We start from the raw sequence: 20,345 nt of genomic DNA, 5'->3' as shown, positions 1-20,345 counted from the left end.
CATTAAGCCAATGGCTCCCTTTCGATGTTATTTGTTCACTGGCTTGCTGCGGTTTTGCGGACGCGGCGCGCGGCGCTGGCCTTCGCTATTGCCTTTTCCGCCAGTACCCCACGGGCTATCGCTATTACCGCCCGCTTTACGCGGCTGGCGATTACCCTCGGCTGAACGGCGTTCGCCCTGACCTTGGCTACGTTCGCCACGCTCGGACTGACCGCGCGGCGCGCCAGACTGCGCACGAGGTGCCGCGTTACGCGCACCGCCACCGCCACGGTTACCTTGACGGCCATTCACAATCGGTTCTGCCTTGATGGACGGATCCGGCTCGTAGCCTTCGACAGCAATACGCGGAATCTCACGTTTCAGCAGACGTTCGATGTCACGCAGCAGTTTGTGTTCATCGACACACACCAAAGACAGCGCTTCGCCCGTTGCTTCCGCACGACCGGTACGACCAATACGGTGAACGTAATCTTCCGGCACGTTTGGCAGTTCATAGTTCACCACGTGCGGCAGTTGGTCGATATCCAGACCACGCGCAGCAATATCCGTCGCGACCAGCACCCGAATGCTGCCGTCTTTGAAGTTTGCCAACGCACGAGTACGCGCGCCCTGGCTTTTATTGCCGTGGATAGCCGCAGCGGTGATACCGTCTTTTTCCAGCAGTTCAGCCAGGTGGTTAGCCCCGTGCTTGGTACGGGTAAAGACCAGCACCTGCTGCCAGTTATTTTCACCAATCAACTGAGATAGCAGTTCACGCTTGCGGCGCTTATCGACAAAATGTACGTGCTGCGTAACCAGTTCAGACGGTGTATTACGACGCACGACTTCAACCGAGGCTGGATTAGTCAGCAATTTGTTCGCCAGCGCTTTGATCTCATCCGAGAAGGTCGCGGAGAACAGCAGGTTTTGGCGTTTAGCTGGCAGCTTCGCCAGTACACGACGAATATCGTGAATGAAGCCCATATCCAGCATACGGTCCGCTTCATCCAGCACCAGAATTTCGATCTGTGACAGGTCAACGGCGCGCTGATGTTCCAGATCGAGCAGACGCCCAGGCGTCGCCACCAGAATATCCACACCGCCGCGCAGCTTCATCATCTGCGGGTTAATACTCACGCCGCCGAATACGACCAGTGAACGCAGGGGTAAATATTTACTATACGCCTTCACGTTCTCATCAATCTGCGCTGCCAATTCGCGGGTTGGCGTCAGGATCAGCGCGCGTACTGGACGACGACCTTTCCCTTTATGCTGCGCTTCACGACTGGTCAACAGTTGCAATAGTGGCAGCGTAAAACCTGCCGTTTTGCCCGTTCCCGTTTGGGCGCTGGCCATTAAATCGCGCCCTTCCAGCACGACAGGGATCGCCTGACGCTGAACAGGTGTAGGATCGCGATAACCCTGCTCTTCAATCGCACGCAGAATATCGGCACTCAGGCCGAGAGAATCAAATGACATAAAAAGAACAACTCCAGATCCGCTCTGACCGGACAGCAGCCGGTGTAGTTTTCAGAGGGTCAATAAGACGGGTTTGGCGGGCCACTATTAACGTAACAACTTACGTAACACTTCACGTAACAACGACATACGCAACAACCACGGTGAACGAGCACAACTACGGTGCATGACTGCCGACGATTGTAGCAGAGATTCTGACCACTAAGGGATTTTTATCTGTGTCAGCCCGTTTTTCTGGTAGGGCGCAATAAGGGGCAGTTATTGCAATATTCCTGCGGCTGCGATGCCTTGTAATAAAAACAGCAGGTGCGGCGAAAGCGCACTTCACGAAAGCTCACCGAACGCCCCGCGACAGGAACCCGTGTTTTCGCACGAAAGAACGGTTTCAGCGGATTATCATCACAGCCAAAACATTCGCCGGGCGCAGCCAGCAAGGCGTCAAAGTCCTGTTGCACCTGTTGTGCCAGCGTCATTCCCGGTGAGCACACCGCCGCCGGATCGTCCCACTCAATGCGCTGTTCGTATAATGAAAATACCCGTACCGCGACGTTTTCCCACAGAATGCGCAGTGGCGCGCCCGACACCGCAGATAGCGAATGCAAGATCGGCGACAGGTGTTGAGCAAATAGCGTGTCGAACAGACTATCGCGCCACGCCTCCCGCCGCCCTATTTCTGGTTGAGACACCGTAAGATCGTAAAGTGGCATGGTCGATGTCCATAGACGCTGGTGTCCGAATTCCAACACGCTGTTATCCAGCGTCATGTTCAGCCCTTTGTTATACACCGACATCGTGTACAGGCTGGCGGCTGTGGTTAAGAACCCTATCCGCTTCGCCAGTAGTGACGCGGTAATCTTGATCGACGGTGACAACAACGGCGGCGTCAACGTTTCCAGCAGCCAGCGGCAATAATCAGGTTCCAACACCCTACGGCTCGGGCAACTGTCATAGCCTGCCCGCAGCGAAGCATCCGTTAATTGCAGCGTGCCGGAGAGCATCGCCCACTGCGGTGCCGTCAGGCGGTTAGCCGACATCAGTCGCAGCCTCCACCGCCTCGCGCCCAAATGGAATGCACAACGGTGTACCGAAAAATGGATCGTCGATGATGCGACAGTTCAGGTTAAACACCGTTTTTACCGTAGCTTCGGTGAGAATGTCGCGTGGATTGCCCTGCGCAAACACCGTCCGGTTATGCACGGCCACCATGTGATGCGCGTAGCGGCACGCCAAATTCAGATCGTGCAGCACCATGACGATGGTTTTCTGCTGCTGAGCGTTCAGTTCCCGTAGCAAATCCAGCACCTCCATCTGATGCGCAAGATCGAGATAGGTCGTCGGCTCATCCAGCAACACGATATCGGTATCCTGCGCCAGCGTCATGGCGATCCAGACGCGCTGGCGCTGCCCGCCGGACAGAGAATCCACCGCGCGATCCTTTAATGCCAACACGCCCGTGCTGCGCAGCGCTTGAAGCACTTTTTCCTCGTCGGTTTCCGACCACTGTTTCAGCCACGATTGGTGCGGATAGCGCCCCATTTTCACCAGTTGATAGACCGTCAAGCCTTCCGGTGCTGTTGGCGTTTGCGGCAAAATCGCCAGCGATTTCGCCACTTCAACGGTAGATTGCCGATGGATATCCGCCCCGTTGACAATAATCGTCCCGCTGGTCGGTTTCAGCAGGCGGGCGAATGACTTCAATAATGTACTCTTGCCGCAGCCGTTACTCCCCACCAGCACTGAAATTTTCTGGGCTGGCAGCGCAATATCCAGTGCGTCAATCACGATCTGCTTATCGTAACGTAGCGTCAGCGAGTGGCTGGCAATTGCGTCGCGGGAACGACTGTTCGCGGGAAGCGTACTCTTTGAAGACACATTATCTGAAAACATAACCAGGCGATCTCAATAGCGTTGCCGAAGCAATAGATAGATAAAGAAAGGCGTTCCTAGGACGGAGATAAAGATGCCAGCAGGTAGATCCAGCGGCAGGAACGCGGTGCGGCCAAGTAAATCGGCCACCATCACCAATAAACCGCCCGTCAGCGCTGACACCAGCGCCAAGCCGGGGAATGAACGGCTTGCCAGCTTTTTCGCAATATGCGGTGCCAACAGGCCGACAAATGCCATCGCACCGGCATAAGCAATCGCTGCCCCTGCCAGCGCGACGCTTAGTGTTAACAACGCAAGCCGGATACGCCCGACAGACTGACCGACGCCGCAGGCCAGCGCATCATCCAACTCATGCACGTTGACATGCCGCGCCAGCCCCGCCAAAAACGGTGCGCCAAGCAGCAACCAACCCGCCAGCGCCGACACATGCTGCCACTGTGCGCCGTAAATACTGCCCGTCAGCCACACATAGGCCGTCAATGTCGTTCCGATCGGGCTAAACACCAGCATCATCGTGACCGCCGCGCCCATGATGGCGGACAGCCCAACCCCAACCAACACCAAGCGCAGCGGCGATGCGCCCTGCTTCCAGGCCAGTAGGTAAATGGCAATCGCGGTAACCCACGCCCCACCCATTGCCGCCAGTGGAAGCCAACGCTGGCTTATCGCCGTCGCCAGAAACGAGAGGAAGAATACCGCTGCCGCCGATGCGCCGCTGGTAATCCCGAGAATATCCGGCGAGGCCAGCGGATTGCGCACGATGCTTTGCAGAATCAAGCCGGATATCGCTAGCGCGCCGCCGACCAGCAGTGCCAGCAGCGCACGCGGCAAACGCAGATCGTTGACGATAAAACGCACGCCGCTGTCTGCTTTTCCCAGCAGCGCTGACATCACCTGCGTGGGAGACAGCACCACCTGCCCTAATGACAGCGACAGGAACACGACGGCTAGCAACACCAGCAGGAGCGACAGCGCCACCGCAGACGTGCGGCGATCAATCTGACGCGAGACCATTCCCACGCGCACGGTATACACCTTATCCATACCGCATCCCCCTTCTCGCCAGATAAATGAAGAAAGGCGCGCCCAGCAGCGCAGTCATTGCGCCAACCGGCACTTCCTGCGGCACGATCAGCAGACGCGAAGCGACATCCGCCAGCAGCAACAGCGTGGCACCGAAAATCGCGCAGCCGGGCAACAGCCAGCGGTGATCGGCAGACAGCACGCGACGCACAATATGCGGCACGATCAGCCCGACAAAACCGATATTTCCGGCTATCGCCACCGCGCCGCCCGCCAGCCCGATCACGCACAGCCCGGACAACGCACGCACCAGCGCGGTACGCTGTCCCAGCCCTTTGGCGATCTCGTCGCCCGCCACCAGAATATTCAAGTGACGTGCCAGCAGCAGCGCGAGGAAGAGTGCGATAACAAAGTATGGCAGCAGCGGCAACAACATCGACAGATTGCGCCCAGACACCGAACCGGCCAGCCAGAACAGCATGCTGTCCAACCCGTCCTGATTGATCACCAGCAGCGCCTGCGTAAACGAGATAAACAGTGCGCTAATCGCGGCACCAGCCAGCACGATGCGTAAGTGACTGGAACGCGCATTGCCGAGCGTTCCCAGCGCATACACCATGACGCCAGCCACAGCCGCGCCCAGATAGGCCGTCCAGGCCAGCGCTACCTGCGAGGAAAAGGTCAACAGCGAGGACAGCAGCACGACAGAAAACATGGCTCCAGCATTAATGCCGAATATCCCCGGCGATGCCAGCGGATTACGCGTCAACGCCTGCATTAAAGCACCGGCAACAGCAAGACTGGCACCAACAACGACGGCAATCACCGTCCGTGACAGGCGAGTCGTCAACACCAGTATCTGATCGATCTGCTGCGGATCGTAATGGAATAGCGCGTTGAACACCGCACCAAATGAAATCGTGGTCTGTCCCAGCATCAGGCTGGCGACGATACTCAGCAGCAATAATGCGATACCCGCTGCCGTCACGATGCTCTGTCTCATCGTGTCGTGCTCTCCCTTGCAATATTGCTTTTTTTACCCGCAGGAGCGGCAAACTGTCGTTCGATATCATCCAGCATATGATTCGCCCCCAAAATACCGCCAGACAGGCTCCAGGCCACGTTATCCACCGGATACACCTGTTGCTGCCGAGACGCCCGCAGCCGCTGCCAGAGCGGGTGAGCCTGCCAATCCCGGTAGTTCTGTGCCACCGCCGGCTTGTCTGAGCGTAGTAAAACAAAGAACAGATCGGCGTCCACCACCGGAATGCTCTCCTTGCTGGTGAGTTTTTGCATCACGCCCGACGTATAGCTTTCGGGCCGCGACCAGACAAAACCGATTTCCGCCAGTACCGATCCGGCAAAGCTGGCGGGCAAATAGCTGCGCATATGATCTTCACGAAATTCGAGAATGGACACGCTGAGCGGCCAGCGCGCGCCGAACCGGGTTTTCAACCGATCACGCAGCGCATTCACACGCCGATCCCAGTGGGATAAAATCTCGTTCGCCTTATCTTCTCTGTTCAGCGCGACGCCCATCATCCGGACCGTATCCTTAAATTCCGACACCCTATCCAGCGCAATCGTCGGCGCGATCTGCGACAGCAGACCGTAAATTTTCTCATGCCGAAAGGTAGACGCCACGATGAGATCGGGCTTGAGTAACGCGATAGTTTCCAGACTAGGCTGCGTTTCCAGCCCAACCAGCGCCACGTCCTGCAAAGCCGGACGCAAATAGCGGTAAATCGGCTTCTCCGTCCACGATTCCACCACGCCAATCGGCTTGATACCCAATGCGACAGCGGAGTCGGTCGCACCCTGAAACAGCGTCACGATGCGCAGCGGTGTCCCTGTCACAGTGGTCACGCCCAGCGCATGCTGAATCTGACGCGATGGTTCTGCCGCCTGCACTAACGTCACCAGCAGAAAAGGCAACAACACGGCCAGCGTAAAACGCTGCCGTGTTGCTGAATTGAGAACGGAATTAAATCGGTTAAGCTTAGAAATCAATCGAATAACCCAGCGTTACCGCGCGGCCGCGCCCGGAGAAATAGCGCGTATCGTTAACAAGCCCCGCCTGCGAATAGTAGGTGATGTACTGTTTATCCAGCAGGTTCGCCACCGCCACGTTGAGGCGACCATACGGCAGCTTGTAACCCACGGCAGCATCCATCAATAGGTAACCATCAAACGCCATACCCGCATCGTCAAAACTGCGGCCAAAGGCATAATTCGCCTGCACGAACGAACTCCACTTATCATTCCAGTTCGCCGACCAACTGGTAATCAAGCGATCCGGTGCAATATTCAGGCCGTTGAATTTTTTATCCACTTTGCCATCTTTATTGTCGTCATACTTTCCTTCGCTGTGCGCATAGGAAGCATTAACTTTGTGCTGCTCGTTGATCTGATAGCCCGCGGTCACTTCAACACCGCGAATCTGTGTGCGCCGGCGTTCGGACAAAAATACGCCACCACTCTCCGTCACGTTTTCGCCCAGTTTCGATTTGGACTCATAATAGCTGGCTTCAAAATCAAACTTATCCCGCTTAAAACGGAACCCTGTCTCTACGTTATCCGTCACAACAGGCTTAAAACCGTCAAAGTTTTTCAGACTAACGCCTGAACGTTTGATGGTCCGCAACGCACGCCCCACATCCGGCATACCGAACCCTTCCGAGTAGTTGGCAAACAGACTCAGCGAATCCGTCGCCGCATAGACGATACCCGCGTTATACAGCGTTTCATTAAATTTCGGACTACCGCCTTGTACTGTCACGCCATTGTTAGACGCCAGCGTTTGATAGTCGCCGACCTTCAGCTTGGCGATTTCATGACGAATTCCCGCGTGCAACGTGACGTTATCCAGCAGTTGATATTCACCCTGAATAAACGGGGAATAGTTGGTGTATTCCGTTTCCGGCACATAGGTACGCTTGGTCAGGTAGAGGTCTTGTTTACCCTTATCGTACAGGGTATCGAAACCGACCGTGACTTTCAGGGTGTCGTCCAGTAAATCGTCCTTGGTCAGCGCCAGCTTGGTGCCGTATTTATTGGCTACTGAGCGAGATTGATCGTAAAGCGTTTTGTCTGGAGCAATCGACGTATCCTGAAAAGAAGATGAATTCGTCGCGCCAAATAATGCTTCATAGCGCTGGTTAAAAAGCAGAGCCGACAGTTTCATTCCTGCAAGATCATGGTTTTCGTAAGTAAAGCCGGTCGTCCATATGCTGTTATGGGGTGCTTCACCCCGTGGTGTACCCCGTACTGACGTCGTCGGGATCCCCTGGCTACGGATACCATCCACGCTCAGATAGTTATTCTCATTTTTAATGTTATAGCGGTTCACGCTCAGTTGAATGCGCTGATAGTCATCCAGCCAATACCCGACTTTTGCTAATAAGTCGTAAGCGCGGGAATCCATGGTATCGCCCTGGGTATTATCCACACCGACAGGCCGATTGTTGCCGTCCAGATACAGCCCCTGATTCTCATAGCCAATCGCGAACAGATAATCGAGATAATCCTCGCGTCCATCCACCCGATAGGTGGTTTTATAGCTGGCGGTTTCGCCGCGAATCTTTTCCGTCGGGATCGTGGTTTGCACGTTGACGTGCTGATTAAATGAGCCATTTTCCGGTCGACGAGTAATGATATTAATCACGCCCCCCGTCGCACCCATGCCGTTGGTGGCATTCGCGCCGTGGATGACTTCGATGCGCTCGACCATCGAGTAGTCTATCGTGTGCATCTCACGCCCGGTCGGACGTAACGGGTTGGACTGAGGAATGCCGTCGATCATCACCAGAGCAGCACGACCGCGGAAGGTTTCACCGCCGCCGCTCATTTTCTGACGGCTAGGGGAGAACGAAGGCAGCAGATTGCTTAGAATTTGCGACGAGTCGGAGGTGACCTGCATCTGCTGCTCGATTTGCTCTTTGGTAATCACCGTGACCACCTGCGGCGCTTTCTGCTGCTGGATATTCGAGCGTGAGGCGGTAATCACCATCTCATCACCGCTCGAATCACCCTTTTTGGTCGTGTCATCCTGTGCATACGCCGGAGCAATCAGCACGCATGGCATCAATGCAAGTAAAGTGCGCATCTGGTTCACTGTCCTTCCCCTTTGGTTAAATATCCAACCGTGAATAAAAGCCATTGCCTATGACAGACCACTCACCGCAGCACAGACAAAAAAATGCCAAAATGCTTCGCCTTACGCGAAACACTTTGGCGGGTTGCTATCGGTTCTGACAGTGAATGCTGGGGTTATCCCCCTGTGGCATAACCTCAATGCTGCCAAACCACGATATCAGTACCAATAAAAATGTAATTGCTAATAACAATTATTATCATTCAATTGAATTAATTACAATAGCTACAGTTAATTTTCAACTCCTTAACAAAAATAAGGTGTTATGCCGGATACGAGCGGTCATACGTGAGAACCATCGATTGGAGACCTGTATTTTTGTGAGGCAGATCGCTATAAATCGCCATAAACCTCTGTAACCCGTCATATGATTAAGATCTTATAGAAATAAGAGACGACGCGTCCTTTGAACGGCCGGCGGGATCGCTACCGTTGACAAGCTCACCGCTGATAAACAAGGAATTATGCGTGATGAACAAGAGAAAACTGGCGCTCGCCGCCCTCGTTCTTGTCCTGCTCGGTGCAGGTTACGGTTTCTATCACCACCAACAGCAGCAGGAAAAACCACTCACGCTCTACGGTAATGTGGATATCCGCACCGTCAATCTGGCCTTCCGCGTCGGCGGCAGAGTCGCTGAATTGAAGGTTGACGAGGGAGATACCGTACAAGCAGGCCAGCCGCTGGCAACGCTCGACGCCGCGCCTTACATGAATGCACAGCATCAGGCACAGGCGAATCTCGCCAGCGCGCAGGCACAGCTTCAACTGGCACAGGAAGGCTACCGACAGGAAGAGATCGCGCAGGTACGCTCTCAGGTTGCCCAAAGCCAGGCTGCCTATGACTATGCCAACAGTTTCTATCAACGTCAGCAGGGACTGTGGGATAAACGCGCCATTTCCGCCGACATGCTGGATGATGCCAGAACGGCACGTAATCAGGCGCTAGCAACACTACAGGCAGCGAAAGACAAATTAACCCAGTTTGAGCGCGGCAACCGGCCACAGGAAATCGCCGCGGCACAGGCGACGGTAGCACAGGCCGAAGCAGGACTGGCACAAGCTGAATTAGATAGGCAGGACACTGAACTGCTTGCACCGTCTCCCGGCGTGATCCTCACCCGTGCCGCCGAAAAAGGCAGTATGCTGACGGCGGGCAGCACCGTTTTCACCCTCTCTCTAACTCGCCCCGTTTGGGTACGCGCCTATGTCAGCGAGAAAGAACTCGGTCGCGTTGTACCCGGTAGCCAAATGCTGATTTACACCGATGGCCGTCCAAACCAGCCTTATCATGGCAAAATCGGTTTTGTCTCGCCAAGCGCCGAATTCACGCCAAAGAGCGTTGAAACCGAAGATCTTCGCACCGATCTGGTTTATCGCCTGCGTATTGTGGTTAACGATCCCGATGACGGCTTACGACAAGGGATGCCGGTCACACTGCGTTTTGAGGACGTGCGCAACGAGGAGACCAATCGCGCCAATGAGCCCGTTCGTCATGACTGATTCTCCCACCCAGATTGCGTTGGACAGGCTGGAGAAGCGTTTTGCCGGACAGGAAAAACCCGCACTTGCCAGCCTTACCGCCGAGATTCGCAGCGGTGCTGTGACCGGATTGGTCGGGCCTGACGGCGCGGGGAAAACCACCCTGCTGCGTATGCTGGCGGGATTGTTAACACCTAGCCACGGCTCGTTACGCGTCGCCAACCTTGATCCCATCAACGAGGATCGTCAGCTCCATGCCATTTTGGGCTACATGCCACAAAAATTCGGCCTGTATGAGGATCTGACGGTGATGGAAAACCTGACGCTATATGCCGACTTACGCGGTATCACCGGCGATGTGCGCAAAGGCACCTTTGACCGCTTGCTGTCATTTACCGACTTAACCCGCTTTACCGACAGACTGGCAGGCAAATTGTCCGGCGGTATGAAACAAAAGTTGGGGCTGGCCTGTACGTTACTGGGGCAACCTAAGGTGCTTCTGCTGGATGAACCGGGCGTAGGCGTCGATCCCATTTCTCGCCGTGAGCTGTGGCAGATGGTGCACGAACTGGCCGACGACGGCATGTTAATCTTGTGGAGTACGTCTTACCTTGATGAGGCGGAACAGTGTCGGGATGTGCTGCTGCTGAACGAAGGCGAACTGCTGTATCGCGGCGCGCCACGCGATCTGACCGCACGCATGGCGGGACGCTGTATTCTGGTTGACACAGGAACGCGACGACATCGGGATGTGTTGCAGGAAGCGCTGCGTCTGCCGCAGGTCAGCGACGGCGTGATCCAGGGGCAATACGTCCGGCTGATGCTAACACCCGATGCCGATCGGACAGCGCTACTCTCCGCTTTGCATCTGGACGCCAACAGCCTGCACGATACCGATCCGCGTTTTGAAGATGCGTTTATCGATCTGCTGGGCGGCGGCCCGGCCAGTGATTCATCGCTGGCGAGCATCATGCCGCAGATTGATATCAGCGGCGGTGAAACGGTGATTGAAGCACAAGCGCTGACGAAAAAATTTGGCGATTTCGCCGCAACCGATCATGTCAGTTTTCACGTAAAACGCGGTGAAATTTTCGGCCTGCTCGGCCCGAACGGAGCGGGAAAATCAACGACTTTCAAGATGATGTGTGGCCTGCTAATACCGACTGACGGCAAGGCGCTGGTGCTCGATATGGATCTGAAAACCAGCTCCGGCAAAGCACGCCAGCATTTGGGCTACATGGCGCAAAAGTTCTCGCTCTACGGCAACCTGACCGTCGAACAAAACCTGCGGTTCTTCTCCGGCGTCTATGGGCTCAAGGGTAAAGCGCAGCGCGATAAAATAGCCGGTATGACCGAAGCCTTCAACTTCCAACCGATTTACCGCCAAACGCCGGACGCCCTGCCACTGGGCTTCAAGCAGAGACTGGCACTGGCCTGTGCGTTGATGCACGAACCCGACATTCTGTTTCTTGACGAACCCACCTCCGGCGTCGATCCGCTGACCCGGCGCGAATTCTGGATACACATCAATGGCATGGTTAATCGCGGTGTCACCGTCATGGTCACCACCCACTTCATGGACGAAGCCGAATACTGCGACCGCATCGGGCTGGTATATCGCGGCAAACTGATCGCCAGCGGCACGCCGGACGAGCTGAAACATCAGGCCGCCAGCGCACAAACGCCATCGCCGACGATGGAAGAAGCGTTTATCGCGCTGATTCAGGCATACGACGGGGAAGCGGAACATGGTTGAACAGAATAGCGTTGAGCAGGATAAAACGAACCAGCACGGCAGCACGCATTTTTCCGCTCGTCGTCTGCGGGCACTGTGTCTGAAAGAGACGCGCCAAATCTTGCGCGATCCCAGCAGCGGACTGATCGCGTTCGTAATTCCGCTGCTGTTGCTGTTTATCTTCGGCTACGGTATCAATCTGGATTCCAGCCGCCTGCACGTCGGTATCCTGATGGAGCAGCAGAGTGAAGACGCGCGCGATCTGGCGAATACGTTTGCAGCCTCACCGTTTATCACGCCGACCATCAGCAATAACCGCCAGCAGTTGATTCAACAAATGCAGGCAGGCAGCATCCGTGGTCTGATCGTGATCCCAACTGATTTTGCCGAACGGCTGGCGCGACCGGGCGATCGTGCGCCGATACAAGTCATCACCGACGGCAGCGAACCCAATACGGCAAACTTTGTTCAGGGATACGCAGAAGGCATCTGGCTGCTGTGGCAACAGCAGCGGGCGGAAGATCGCGGCAACACGTTCGAACAACTCATTGAGGTGCAATCACGCTATTGGTTTAATCCGGCCGCCATCAGCCAGCATTTCATCATTCCCGGCGCGATTACTATCATCATGACGGTGATTGGAGCTATCCTCACCTCGCTGGTCATTGCCCGTGAATGGGAGCGCGGGACAATGGAAGCCTTGCTCTCTACGCAGGTCACCCGTGCCGAGCTGCTGCTGTCCAAACTCATCCCGTATTACGTCCTTGGGATGATCGCCATGACGCTGTGTATGCTGGTCGCCACCTTCATCATGCAGGTGCCCTATCGCGGATCGTTACTGCTGCTGTTTGTTATCAGCAGCCTGTTTCTTGCCAGTACGCTAGGCATGGGGTTGCTGATTTCCACCCTCACCCGCAACCAGTTCAACGCTGCGATGGTGGCGCTAAATGCAGCATTTCTGCCAGCTATCATGCTGTCCGGCTTTATTTTTGAAATCGACAGCATGCCGGAATTTGTCCGGGGTGTGTCGTACATCATTCCGGCACGTTACTTCGTCAGCACACTGCAAACGCTGTTTCTCGCGGGAAATATCGGTACGGTGCTGATAACTAACCTGCTGTTTCTGATTCTCTCCGCGATTGTCTTTATTGGCCTGACGGCCTGGCAAACCCGGCGCAGGCTGGATTAGGGAGCGATTATGCTGCATCGTCTGTGGACGTTGATTATTAAGGAACTGCAATCGCTGCTGCGCGATCCACAAACGCGCTCCATTCTGGTACTGCCCGTTATCCTTCAGGTTTCCCTGTTTCCTTTCGCAGCGACGCTCGACGTCACTAACGCAACCATTGCAATTTACAGCGAAGATAGCGGCCCCCACGCCATAGAATTGACGCAGCGCTTTGCCAAGGCAAAGTCCTTTTCTCACGTGCTGATGTTACATAGCCCGCAGGACGTGACACCGACGCTGGATAACCAGCGAGCACTGCTGATTCTGCGTTTCCCGCCGCAGTTCTCGCGTGATATTGCCAGCGGGAACAGCGCCTCACTTCAGCTTATTCTGGACGGCAGACGCTCCAACAGCGCACAGATCGCCGCCAACGATGTGCAGCACATCGTGCGTGACTATCAGTTGGAATTGCTGGCGGCTAGATCGGCTCAAAGCAGTGCGAATCAGAACAGTTCAAACACAAACAACAGCGAGCTGGTGGTACGCCACTGGTATAACCCAAATCTTGACTATAAATGGTTTGTGGTGCCGTCGCTGATTGCCATGATTGCCACTATCGGCGTGCTGATTGTTACGGCGCTCTCCGTCGCGCGCGAGCGGGAACAGGGCACGCTGGAACAGTTGCTGGTTTCGCCACTATCGACTAGCCAGATATTCATTGGCAAAGCCGTGCCTGCGCTGATAGTCGCCACGTTTCAGGCCACGATCGTACTGCTGGCAGGCATATTGATTTTCCATATTCCCTTCGCCGGATCGCTGCTGCTGTTTTACACCACAATGCTCATTTACGGCCTGTCGCTGGTCGGCTTTGGCCTGCTGATTTCCTCGCTCTGTGCCACACAGCAGCAGGCGTTTATCGGCGTGTTCGTCTTCCTGATGCCGGCGATCCTGCTTTCCGGCTATGTCTCACCGGTTGAGAACATGCCGATCTGGTTGCAGCACATCACCTGGATTAACCCTATCCGTCATTTCACGGATATCACCAAGCAGATTTATCTCAAGGACGCAAATTTCAGCATTATCTGGGGCAGTTTATGGCCGCTGCTTATCATCACGTTAACCACAGGTTCAGCAGCTTACGCGATTTTCCGGCGGAATATCGCGTAATAGCAGATAAGGGAAAAAGATAACCAAGTGGCGTAAAAAATTGTGCTGAGGTGGCGTGGCCGCCGTGTGAGCGGCACAATTAACGCCAAACAGCCATAGGTCAAGGAGCTGCGGCAACTGAGCGCTCCTTGTCGGGCGTGTGATGAGACACAAAAAACGCTATGTTTGACACGCCCGAAACCTTTGCACTGATTCACATAACGCAGTGAAGCATTTAGGTTACAGCCTTGTCCTTAACGACGATTACCGAAAATACGCAGCAGCATCAGGAACAGGTTGATGAAATCGAGGTACAGGGTCAACGCACCCACGATGGCGTATTTACGGAAGCTGTCTTTATCATCAACGGACAACTGTTCGCCAATGTTTTTCAGCTTCTGGGTGTCATATGCGGTCAGACCGACAAACACCACCACACCGATATAAGTCACTGCCCACATCAGCGCTTCGCTTTTCAGCCACAGATTCACCAGCGAGGCCAGAATAATCCCGATCAGCGCCATAAACAGCATACTACCAAAGCCGCTTAAATCACGCTTCGTCGTGTAGCCGTACAGGCTCATCGCCCCGAACATCCCCGCCGTAATGACAAAGGTGCTGGCGATAGACTCAGTAGAGTAAACCGCGAAAATGCTGGATAGCGTCAGTCCCGTAAGCGCGGAATAGAGCATAAACAGCGACGTGGCAACCGCACCACTCAGGCGTTGCACCATGCCAGAAATGACAAAGACCAGCCCCAGTTGGGCAATGATCAGTCCGAAGAACGTAACCCGGCTGGAGAAAACAAAATCAAACACGGCTGGCGTATGCGCCGCATACCAGGAGACGAACGCCGTCAGCAGCAGGCCGCAGCCCATCCAGCCATAAACCTGTGCCATATAGGCCTGGAGACCAGACTGCGAGCGTTCAACGATTGAACCCGAGCGTGGATATCTATCCATGATGTTACCTTTGCATAAAGTTATCTGATTAACGCGGCGCGAACCGCCTGTTTGGGGGATCGAGGCTGAAAATGCTCTCCCCGCCATCCTTTTATCCTAACACAGAAATCAACTACCAGCGTTGCGCAGCCTGTTTATCGCTGTCGCGTGATTCAACCCAATGATCCCCTTCCGGCGTCGCCTCCCGCTTCCAGAACGGCGCGCGCGTTTTCAGGTAATCCATGATGAATTGGGCAGCATCAAACGCCGCGCTGCGGTGGGCGGCACTGACGCCGACAAACACAATTTCATCCCCCGGATAGAGTGCGCCTACCCGATGAATCACACTCACACGCGGCAGTTCCCAGCGTTCGCGCGCCAGATCGACAATCTCCGCCAGCGCCTTTTCCGTCATGCCGGGATAATGCTCCAGCGTCAACGCGCTGACATTTTTTGCCAGATTGTGATTACGAACCTTCCCAGTAAACGTCACCACCGCACCGTCTTCATCACACTGCGCCAGCCACTGATATTCATCACCTACGTTGAAATTCTCTTCGCCGACCTGAATGCGCGTCTCTGCCACGATCAACCTCCGGTTACCGGTGGGAAAAAGGCGACTTCGTCACCGTCCTGCAGCGGTTGCGACAGCTCAACCAGTGATTGATTGACCGCTGCGAGCAGCTTGCCGGATTCCAATGCTAATTCCCAACGAGCGCCACGCTGGCACAACGCCTGTCGCACGTCCTCCACGGTGGCATAATCGGCAGGCAGCGACAGACTTTCTGTGTCGATCAGCTCACGCACCTGTGCAAAAAACAGAATCTTAATCATGATCCCTCCGCCGTAAAGTCGCCAGATTTGCCGCCGCTTTTCGCCAGCAGGCGCACCGGCCCAATCACCATATCTTTCTGCACGGCCTTGCACATGTCATAGATAGTCAGCGCGGCAACAGAGGCAGCCGTCAGCGCTTCCATCTCCACGCCGGTTCTCCCTGTCAGGCGGCAGACGGATTCGATGCGAACCCGATTGTGCTCCGGCTGCGCTTCCAGTTCGACGGCAACTTTGCTCAACAGTAGCGGGTGACAGAGCGGAATCAGCTCCCAGGTACGCTTTGCAGCCTGGATCCCGGCGATGCGCGCGGTAGCGAACACATCCCCTTTATGGTGGCTGCCGGCAATAATCATCGCTAGCGTCTGCGGTGCCATTTCAACGAAGGCTTCCGCGCGCGCTTCGCGCACGGTTTCAGCTTTGGCGGAAACATCCACCATCGCGGCTTCGCCAGCGGCGTTAATGTGGGTTAGTTGTGGCTTAGATGATGACATAATGAACAAGGCTTACCGTTAAGAGGATTTTTTCACGTGCGGATAAAAATTGCACGGTTTCTGACGCGCATCCAACTGTTCCTGAATGATACGTTCCCATGCCGTTCGACAGGCGCGCGTCGAACCCGGCATCGCGAAAATCACCGTCTGATTAGCCAGACCGGCAAGCGCACGGGATTGCAGTGTCGCCGTACCAATATCTTCATACGACACCATCCGAAACAGTTCACCGAAACCTTCAATTTCCCGATCGAACAAGACGCTAATGGCTTCCGGCACCACATCACCCGCCGTAAAACCCGTCCCGCCATTAATCAGAATGCCCTGCACCTCGTCGCTGGCAATCCACGCCGAAATCTGTGCTCGAATCTGGTACAGGTTCTCTTTCACGATGGCGCTGGCGACAATGCGATGTCCTGTCGACTGTGCCGCTTCGCGCAAATAATCTCCGGAGGTATCGTCTTCCGCCGCACGGCGTTCGGAAACGGTCAGAACCGCAAGATTGAGAGAAACGAATTCGCTGCTAACTTTGCTCATGTCAGGTTCCTTTAAGAATCAGTGATGTCGCGGATTAACCGCCGATAAATGACAGATTTTGCGTCATGCCGCTATTGCCGTCATGCAGGAAGTGAGTCTGCTTCTTCGTCGACAACCCGCCCGAAATACGCATTTTCAAATCATCAAGATGGCGATCGTCAGCCAGCAAATCACGCAGTGGGATACCCTGTTCGCCAAAGAGGCACAGATGCAAATTACCGATAGCAGACACACGAAGACGGTTGCAGCTCAGGCAAAAATCTTTCTCATACGGCATGATCAGCCCGATTTCACCCTGATAATCAGGATGGTAAAACACCTGGGCTGGGCCATCGCTGCGTGCGCGTTGCTGCTGTTGCCACCCTTGCTGCAACAGTTGTTGGCGGATCACCTCGCCGGAAACGTGGTGGCGACGAAAGAGTTCTCCTCCTTCACCGGTTTCCATCAGTTCAATAAAGCGGAGTTGAATCGGACGGTGTTTAATCCAGTCGAGAAAGGTTTGCAGGCTGCCCGCGTTCACATCACGCATCAACACGGTATTGACCTTTACCTTGGCAAAACCGCAGTTAAATGCCGCATCAATGCCGTCCATTACCTGGCGGAATTTATCCTGCCCGGTAATCGCATGAAACTGGCGTGCATCTAAACTGTCGACACTCACGTTCAGCGCCGTGAGTCCAGCATCACGCCATTGCGCAGCATCTCGCGCCAGACGATAACCGTTAGTGGTCACCGCCAGCGTGCGGATCGCCGGATTTTCTCGGATTGCAGCAATGATGTCGACGAAGTCACGACGCAGAGACGGCTCACCGCCGGTAAGGCGGACTTTTTCCGTCCCTAATTCGGCAAAAGCGCGGCTGACACGACGAATCTCATCGAGTGACAAAAAACGATGTGGATTGGTGCCATTGGCCTGATAACCATCCGGCAGACAGTAGGTACAGCGAAAATTGCAGACGTCTGTGATAGACAGACGCAAATAGTAAAACTTGCGCGCAAACGCATCAGTCAGTTGACTCACCATAAACACCTTTCCAAATACGGGAGATGCAGGCATTTCTACCTCGCACCCTGGTGACCGCGAAGGCCACGGCCGAAGCACCGTATCACGCGCGATAAGCGCATCACTTAGGCACCAAGGCTAGGAGTTTGATTCTCATCGTTTATCCGTTAACCCGCAGCGGAATAACCGATGAAGAACCGTGATTTCATTGAGCAGTCTACTGCGAAAAAGCACAGCTAACCACTCTCAAAATCGGTATATAAATAAATATATAACGTATTTTCAATATCTTATGTTGCACAGCATACGGAAAAATACGCGACAGAAATTGTCTTAGGTCATGCCTGTGTGAGGATTTTTCGCCTTTTAAGGTAAAATCGGCTACCTTAGCGGCGATCGTCACTCGTTATTCATTATTAATAAGGTTTCTATGCGCAATCGCACGTTGGCCGACCTTGACAGGGTTGTCGCATTAGGAGGCGGACACGGTTTAGGTCGTGTTATGTCTTCGCTCTCTTCCCTGGATTCACGGCTGACTGGCATTGTCACGACCACGGATAACGGTGGTTCTACTGGCCGTATCCGTCGCTCCGAAGGCGGCATTGCCTGGGGCGATACCCGCAACTGTCTGAACCAACTGATCACTACACCCAGCGTGGCATCTGCGATGTTTGAGTATCGGTTTAACGGTAACGGCGAACTTGCCGGGCACAATCTGGGTAACCTGATGCTAAAAGCACTCGATCACCTGAGCGTGCGTCCATTGGAAGCCATCAACCTGATTCGCAATCTGCTCAAGGTGGATGCCTTTTTAATTCCGATGTCCGAGCATCCTGTCGATTTAATGGCGATTGATGAACAGGGCAACCCTGTTTATGGCGAAGTTGAGATCGATCAGTTGGCAGCCTTACCGCAAGATTTGCAACTCTACCCGACCGTACCGGCCACGGGCGAGGCCATTGATGCCATCACCAAAGCCGATCTCATTTTGATCGGCCCTGGCAGTTTCCTGACCAGCCTCATGCCACTGCTGCTGTTGAAAGAGCTGACACAAGCACTCCGCCACACGCCCGCGCCCATGGTATATATCGGCAACTTGGGCAGTGAACAAAGCAATCCGGCTGCCCGTTTGACGCTGGTGGAGAAGCTGTCCTGGATCGAACACAAAGTGGGAAAACCGGTGGTTGATGCCGTCATCGTCGGTCCGAAAGTCGATGTCAGCCAGATTAATAACCGTCTGGTTGTACAGCAGCCGCTGGCTGCAGAGGACGTGCCACACCATCACGATCGCGAACTGCTGCGTCAAGCCATAGACGTCGTACTGCAAAGGCTGGGATAAACTGACTACCGCGGGATATTCGGGCTTTCACAACGCTCCATGTTCACCAACATTGGGGTATTCATGCTGATGAACGGGCGGTATTCCTCGTATATTTTCGCCGCCTGAGCGCGACTGCCAATCTCATGCAGAATTGCTTCAGCCTGGAAATAGCGTTTCAACATATCGGCGTCATTGCACGGTGGAAGATGAGCAAGGTTTACGCCTAAATCAGAGAACTTGCTCATCAAAGCAGAAAGCTCATCGCGTACTTTGTTGATTCTTAATTCAGGCTCCAGCGACTTAACCGAAAGCGCGACGTTCTGCTCACGCAGGTCAAGCCGCCCTTCACGCTCAGTTATTTGTCGAATCTGGCTATTAAGCGTCTCTTCACGCGTTGCTAACTGCTGTTCACGAAAATCTACAACCGATGTTTGCTTCACCAACGCGAGTTCCCTTTCACGAATTTGATTAAGCTGCTCATTGCGATAATCCTCAAACTGCATTTTTTGCTGATAGTTGTATATCGTCCAACCAGACAACGCCGCAACAACAATAAGAAATGTTTTGGCGTTATTTTTGATTAATTCCCTATCAATCATCTCTTAGAACCTCGTCTTGCTTCAGGAGTCAGCCGTTCCCAGATGTCGTTAGCGACTGCCGTATTTTCTCATGTTCCCCCCTGACAATGAGGCATCGCATCAAAAAGGAAACATTAATCGCGGCTCCCTTCAATCCCGCAACCACGGCGTATAAGTCACACCAATCAGCATCCCCTCGGGGCTCAGGAAGCGGGTAACCTGCTGTCCCCAAGGTTCAAGACGGTTTTCAACCAGCAGCACATAGCCCTGTACTTTCAGCGCCGCTGTCGCTTGCACCATATCCGCGACTTCAAATTCCAACCAGCTTTGCGGTTCAGGAAGATCCTTTGGCCAACTTGCCTGCCCGAAACAAGATTCGCTGGCCTGTGACAGCGGCCACAGGGCGAAATGCTTCACCCCGTCCATCACATCGGTCACCAGATAGTCGCTCCCTTCCGCTACCGGTTTCAGCGGTAACTTCAGCGTATCGACATAGAGCATATGACTGGCAGTCAGTGATTTCACAATAGGTCCGAAACCCGCCACAAATAATACATCTACGCCCGGTATAATAGGGTTCATAATGATTCC

General features: G+C 54.4%; 20 protein-coding genes and 1 riboswitch. Of the genes, 5 read left to right on the top strand and 15 right to left on the bottom strand.

Annotated features, from left to right (window positions below; all coding sequences use genetic code 11):
• Nucleotides 1-27 precede the first annotated feature (27 nt).
• From rhlE to A8F97_RS03950, 7 genes are all read right to left on the bottom strand, one after another.
• Complete coding sequence (gene rhlE / locus A8F97_RS03980; RefSeq protein ID WP_014700540.1) at nucleotides 28-1,458, bottom strand: ATP-dependent RNA helicase RhlE; 1,431 nt, start codon at nucleotides 1,456-1,458, stop codon at nucleotides 28-30.
• 221 nt (nucleotides 1,459-1,679) lie between these two features.
• Nucleotides 1,680-2,492, bottom strand: a complete 813-nt coding sequence (locus A8F97_RS03975) for an IucA/IucC family C-terminal-domain containing protein (protein ID WP_014700541.1) — start codon at nucleotides 2,490-2,492, stop codon at nucleotides 1,680-1,682.
• Nucleotides 2,482-3,345, bottom strand: a complete 864-nt coding sequence (locus A8F97_RS03970) for an ABC transporter ATP-binding protein (RefSeq protein ID WP_014700542.1) — start codon at nucleotides 3,343-3,345, stop codon at nucleotides 2,482-2,484. Before A8F97_RS03970 ends, A8F97_RS03975 begins: the two co-directional genes overlap by 11 nt.
• A gap of 12 nt (nucleotides 3,346-3,357) precedes the next feature.
• Nucleotides 3,358-4,389, bottom strand: a complete 1,032-nt coding sequence (locus A8F97_RS03965; RefSeq protein ID WP_033071726.1) for a FecCD family ABC transporter permease — start codon at nucleotides 4,387-4,389, stop codon at nucleotides 3,358-3,360.
• Nucleotides 4,382-5,371 (bottom strand): FecCD family ABC transporter permease, encoded by a 990-nt coding sequence (locus A8F97_RS03960; RefSeq protein WP_033071727.1) that lies wholly within the window; start codon nucleotides 5,369-5,371, stop codon nucleotides 4,382-4,384. Before A8F97_RS03960 ends, A8F97_RS03965 begins: the two co-directional genes overlap by 8 nt.
• Entirely contained in the window at nucleotides 5,368-6,378 is a 1,011-nt protein-coding gene (locus A8F97_RS03955) for an ABC transporter substrate-binding protein (protein WP_033071728.1), read from the bottom strand. The genes A8F97_RS03960 and A8F97_RS03955 overlap by 4 nt, the downstream gene beginning before the upstream one ends.
• Nucleotides 6,368-8,473 (bottom strand): TonB-dependent receptor, encoded by a 2,106-nt coding sequence (locus A8F97_RS03950; protein WP_033072066.1) that lies wholly within the window; start codon nucleotides 8,471-8,473, stop codon nucleotides 6,368-6,370. Before A8F97_RS03950 ends, A8F97_RS03955 begins: the two co-directional genes overlap by 11 nt.
• Nucleotides 8,474-8,992: 519 nt before the next feature.
• Between A8F97_RS03950 and hlyD the strand changes: the two genes are divergently transcribed.
• From hlyD to A8F97_RS03930, 4 genes are read left to right on the top strand one after another with little or no spacing between them, the layout of a single operon-like run.
• Nucleotides 8,993-10,021 (top strand): secretion protein HlyD, encoded by a 1,029-nt coding sequence (gene hlyD / locus A8F97_RS03945; protein ID WP_033071729.1) that lies wholly within the window; start codon nucleotides 8,993-8,995, stop codon nucleotides 10,019-10,021.
• Nucleotides 10,014-11,756, top strand: coding sequence for an ATP-binding cassette domain-containing protein (locus A8F97_RS03940; RefSeq protein WP_033071730.1), 1,743 nt, complete (start codon nucleotides 10,014-10,016; stop codon nucleotides 11,754-11,756). Before hlyD ends, A8F97_RS03940 begins: the two co-directional genes overlap by 8 nt.
• Nucleotides 11,749-12,924: an ABC transporter permease gene (locus A8F97_RS03935; RefSeq protein WP_033071731.1), complete on the top strand. Its 1,176-nt coding sequence runs from the start codon at nucleotides 11,749-11,751 to the stop codon at nucleotides 12,922-12,924. The genes A8F97_RS03940 and A8F97_RS03935 overlap by 8 nt, the downstream gene beginning before the upstream one ends.
• A 9-nt stretch (nucleotides 12,925-12,933) precedes the next feature.
• Nucleotides 12,934-14,070, top strand: a complete 1,137-nt coding sequence (locus A8F97_RS03930) for an ABC transporter permease (RefSeq protein WP_015730821.1) — start codon at nucleotides 12,934-12,936, stop codon at nucleotides 14,068-14,070.
• Between the two features lie 233 nt (nucleotides 14,071-14,303).
• On the opposite strand, the gene A8F97_RS03925 is transcribed toward A8F97_RS03930, so the two are convergent.
• The 6 genes from A8F97_RS03925 to moaA form a co-directional block, all read right to left on the bottom strand.
• A complete protein-coding gene (locus tag A8F97_RS03925; RefSeq protein ID WP_015730823.1) occupies nucleotides 14,304-15,011 on the bottom strand; it encodes a Bax inhibitor-1/YccA family protein in 708 nt (235 codons plus the stop codon).
• 112 nt (nucleotides 15,012-15,123) lie between these two features.
• Nucleotides 15,124-15,576, bottom strand: a complete 453-nt coding sequence (moaE, locus tag A8F97_RS03920) for a molybdopterin synthase catalytic subunit MoaE (protein WP_014700552.1) — start codon at nucleotides 15,574-15,576, stop codon at nucleotides 15,124-15,126.
• A 2-nt stretch (nucleotides 15,577-15,578) separates the two neighbouring features.
• The gene (gene moaD / locus A8F97_RS03915) at nucleotides 15,579-15,824 is read right to left on the bottom strand and encodes a molybdopterin synthase sulfur carrier subunit (RefSeq protein WP_033071732.1); all 246 of its coding nucleotides are present in this window, start codon (nucleotides 15,822-15,824) and stop codon (nucleotides 15,579-15,581) included.
• The gene (gene moaC / locus A8F97_RS03910) at nucleotides 15,821-16,315 is read right to left on the bottom strand and encodes a cyclic pyranopterin monophosphate synthase MoaC (protein WP_005972828.1); all 495 of its coding nucleotides are present in this window, start codon (nucleotides 16,313-16,315) and stop codon (nucleotides 15,821-15,823) included. The genes moaD and moaC overlap by 4 nt, the downstream gene beginning before the upstream one ends.
• Nucleotides 16,316-16,333: 18 nt before the next feature.
• Nucleotides 16,334-16,852 (bottom strand): molybdenum cofactor biosynthesis protein B, encoded by a 519-nt coding sequence (gene moaB / locus A8F97_RS03905; RefSeq protein WP_014700554.1) that lies wholly within the window; start codon nucleotides 16,850-16,852, stop codon nucleotides 16,334-16,336.
• 34 nt (nucleotides 16,853-16,886) lie between these two features.
• On the bottom strand, nucleotides 16,887-17,876 hold the full coding sequence (gene moaA / locus A8F97_RS03900) for a GTP 3',8-cyclase MoaA (RefSeq protein ID WP_033071733.1): 990 nt from the start codon (nucleotides 17,874-17,876) through the stop codon (nucleotides 16,887-16,889).
• A riboswitch (molybdenum cofactor riboswitch) is annotated at nucleotides 17,864-18,012 on the bottom strand. It overlaps the preceding gene by 13 nt.
• A 273-nt stretch (nucleotides 18,013-18,285) precedes the next feature.
• Between moaA and yvcK the strand changes: the two genes are divergently transcribed.
• On the top strand, nucleotides 18,286-19,194 hold the full coding sequence (yvcK, locus tag A8F97_RS03895) for a uridine diphosphate-N-acetylglucosamine-binding protein YvcK (protein WP_014700556.1): 909 nt from the start codon (nucleotides 18,286-18,288) through the stop codon (nucleotides 19,192-19,194).
• A gap of 5 nt (nucleotides 19,195-19,199) precedes the next feature.
• Here yvcK and A8F97_RS03890 read toward each other — a convergent pair whose 3' ends face one another.
• Nucleotides 19,200-19,775, bottom strand: a complete 576-nt coding sequence (locus A8F97_RS03890; RefSeq protein ID WP_015730824.1) for a hypothetical protein — start codon at nucleotides 19,773-19,775, stop codon at nucleotides 19,200-19,202.
• A 129-nt stretch (nucleotides 19,776-19,904) separates the two neighbouring features.
• A complete protein-coding gene (locus A8F97_RS03885; protein WP_014700559.1) occupies nucleotides 19,905-20,336 on the bottom strand; it encodes a VOC family protein in 432 nt (143 codons plus the stop codon).
• Between the last annotated feature and the right edge of the window lie 9 nt (nucleotides 20,337-20,345).

It is taken from the genome of Pectobacterium parmentieri, assembly GCF_001742145.1.
Lineage (GTDB): Bacteria > Pseudomonadota > Gammaproteobacteria > Enterobacterales > Enterobacteriaceae > Pectobacterium > Pectobacterium parmentieri.
Note: the sequence above shows the minus strand (reverse complement) of the source record. Positions and strands in the feature narration are given on the sequence as shown.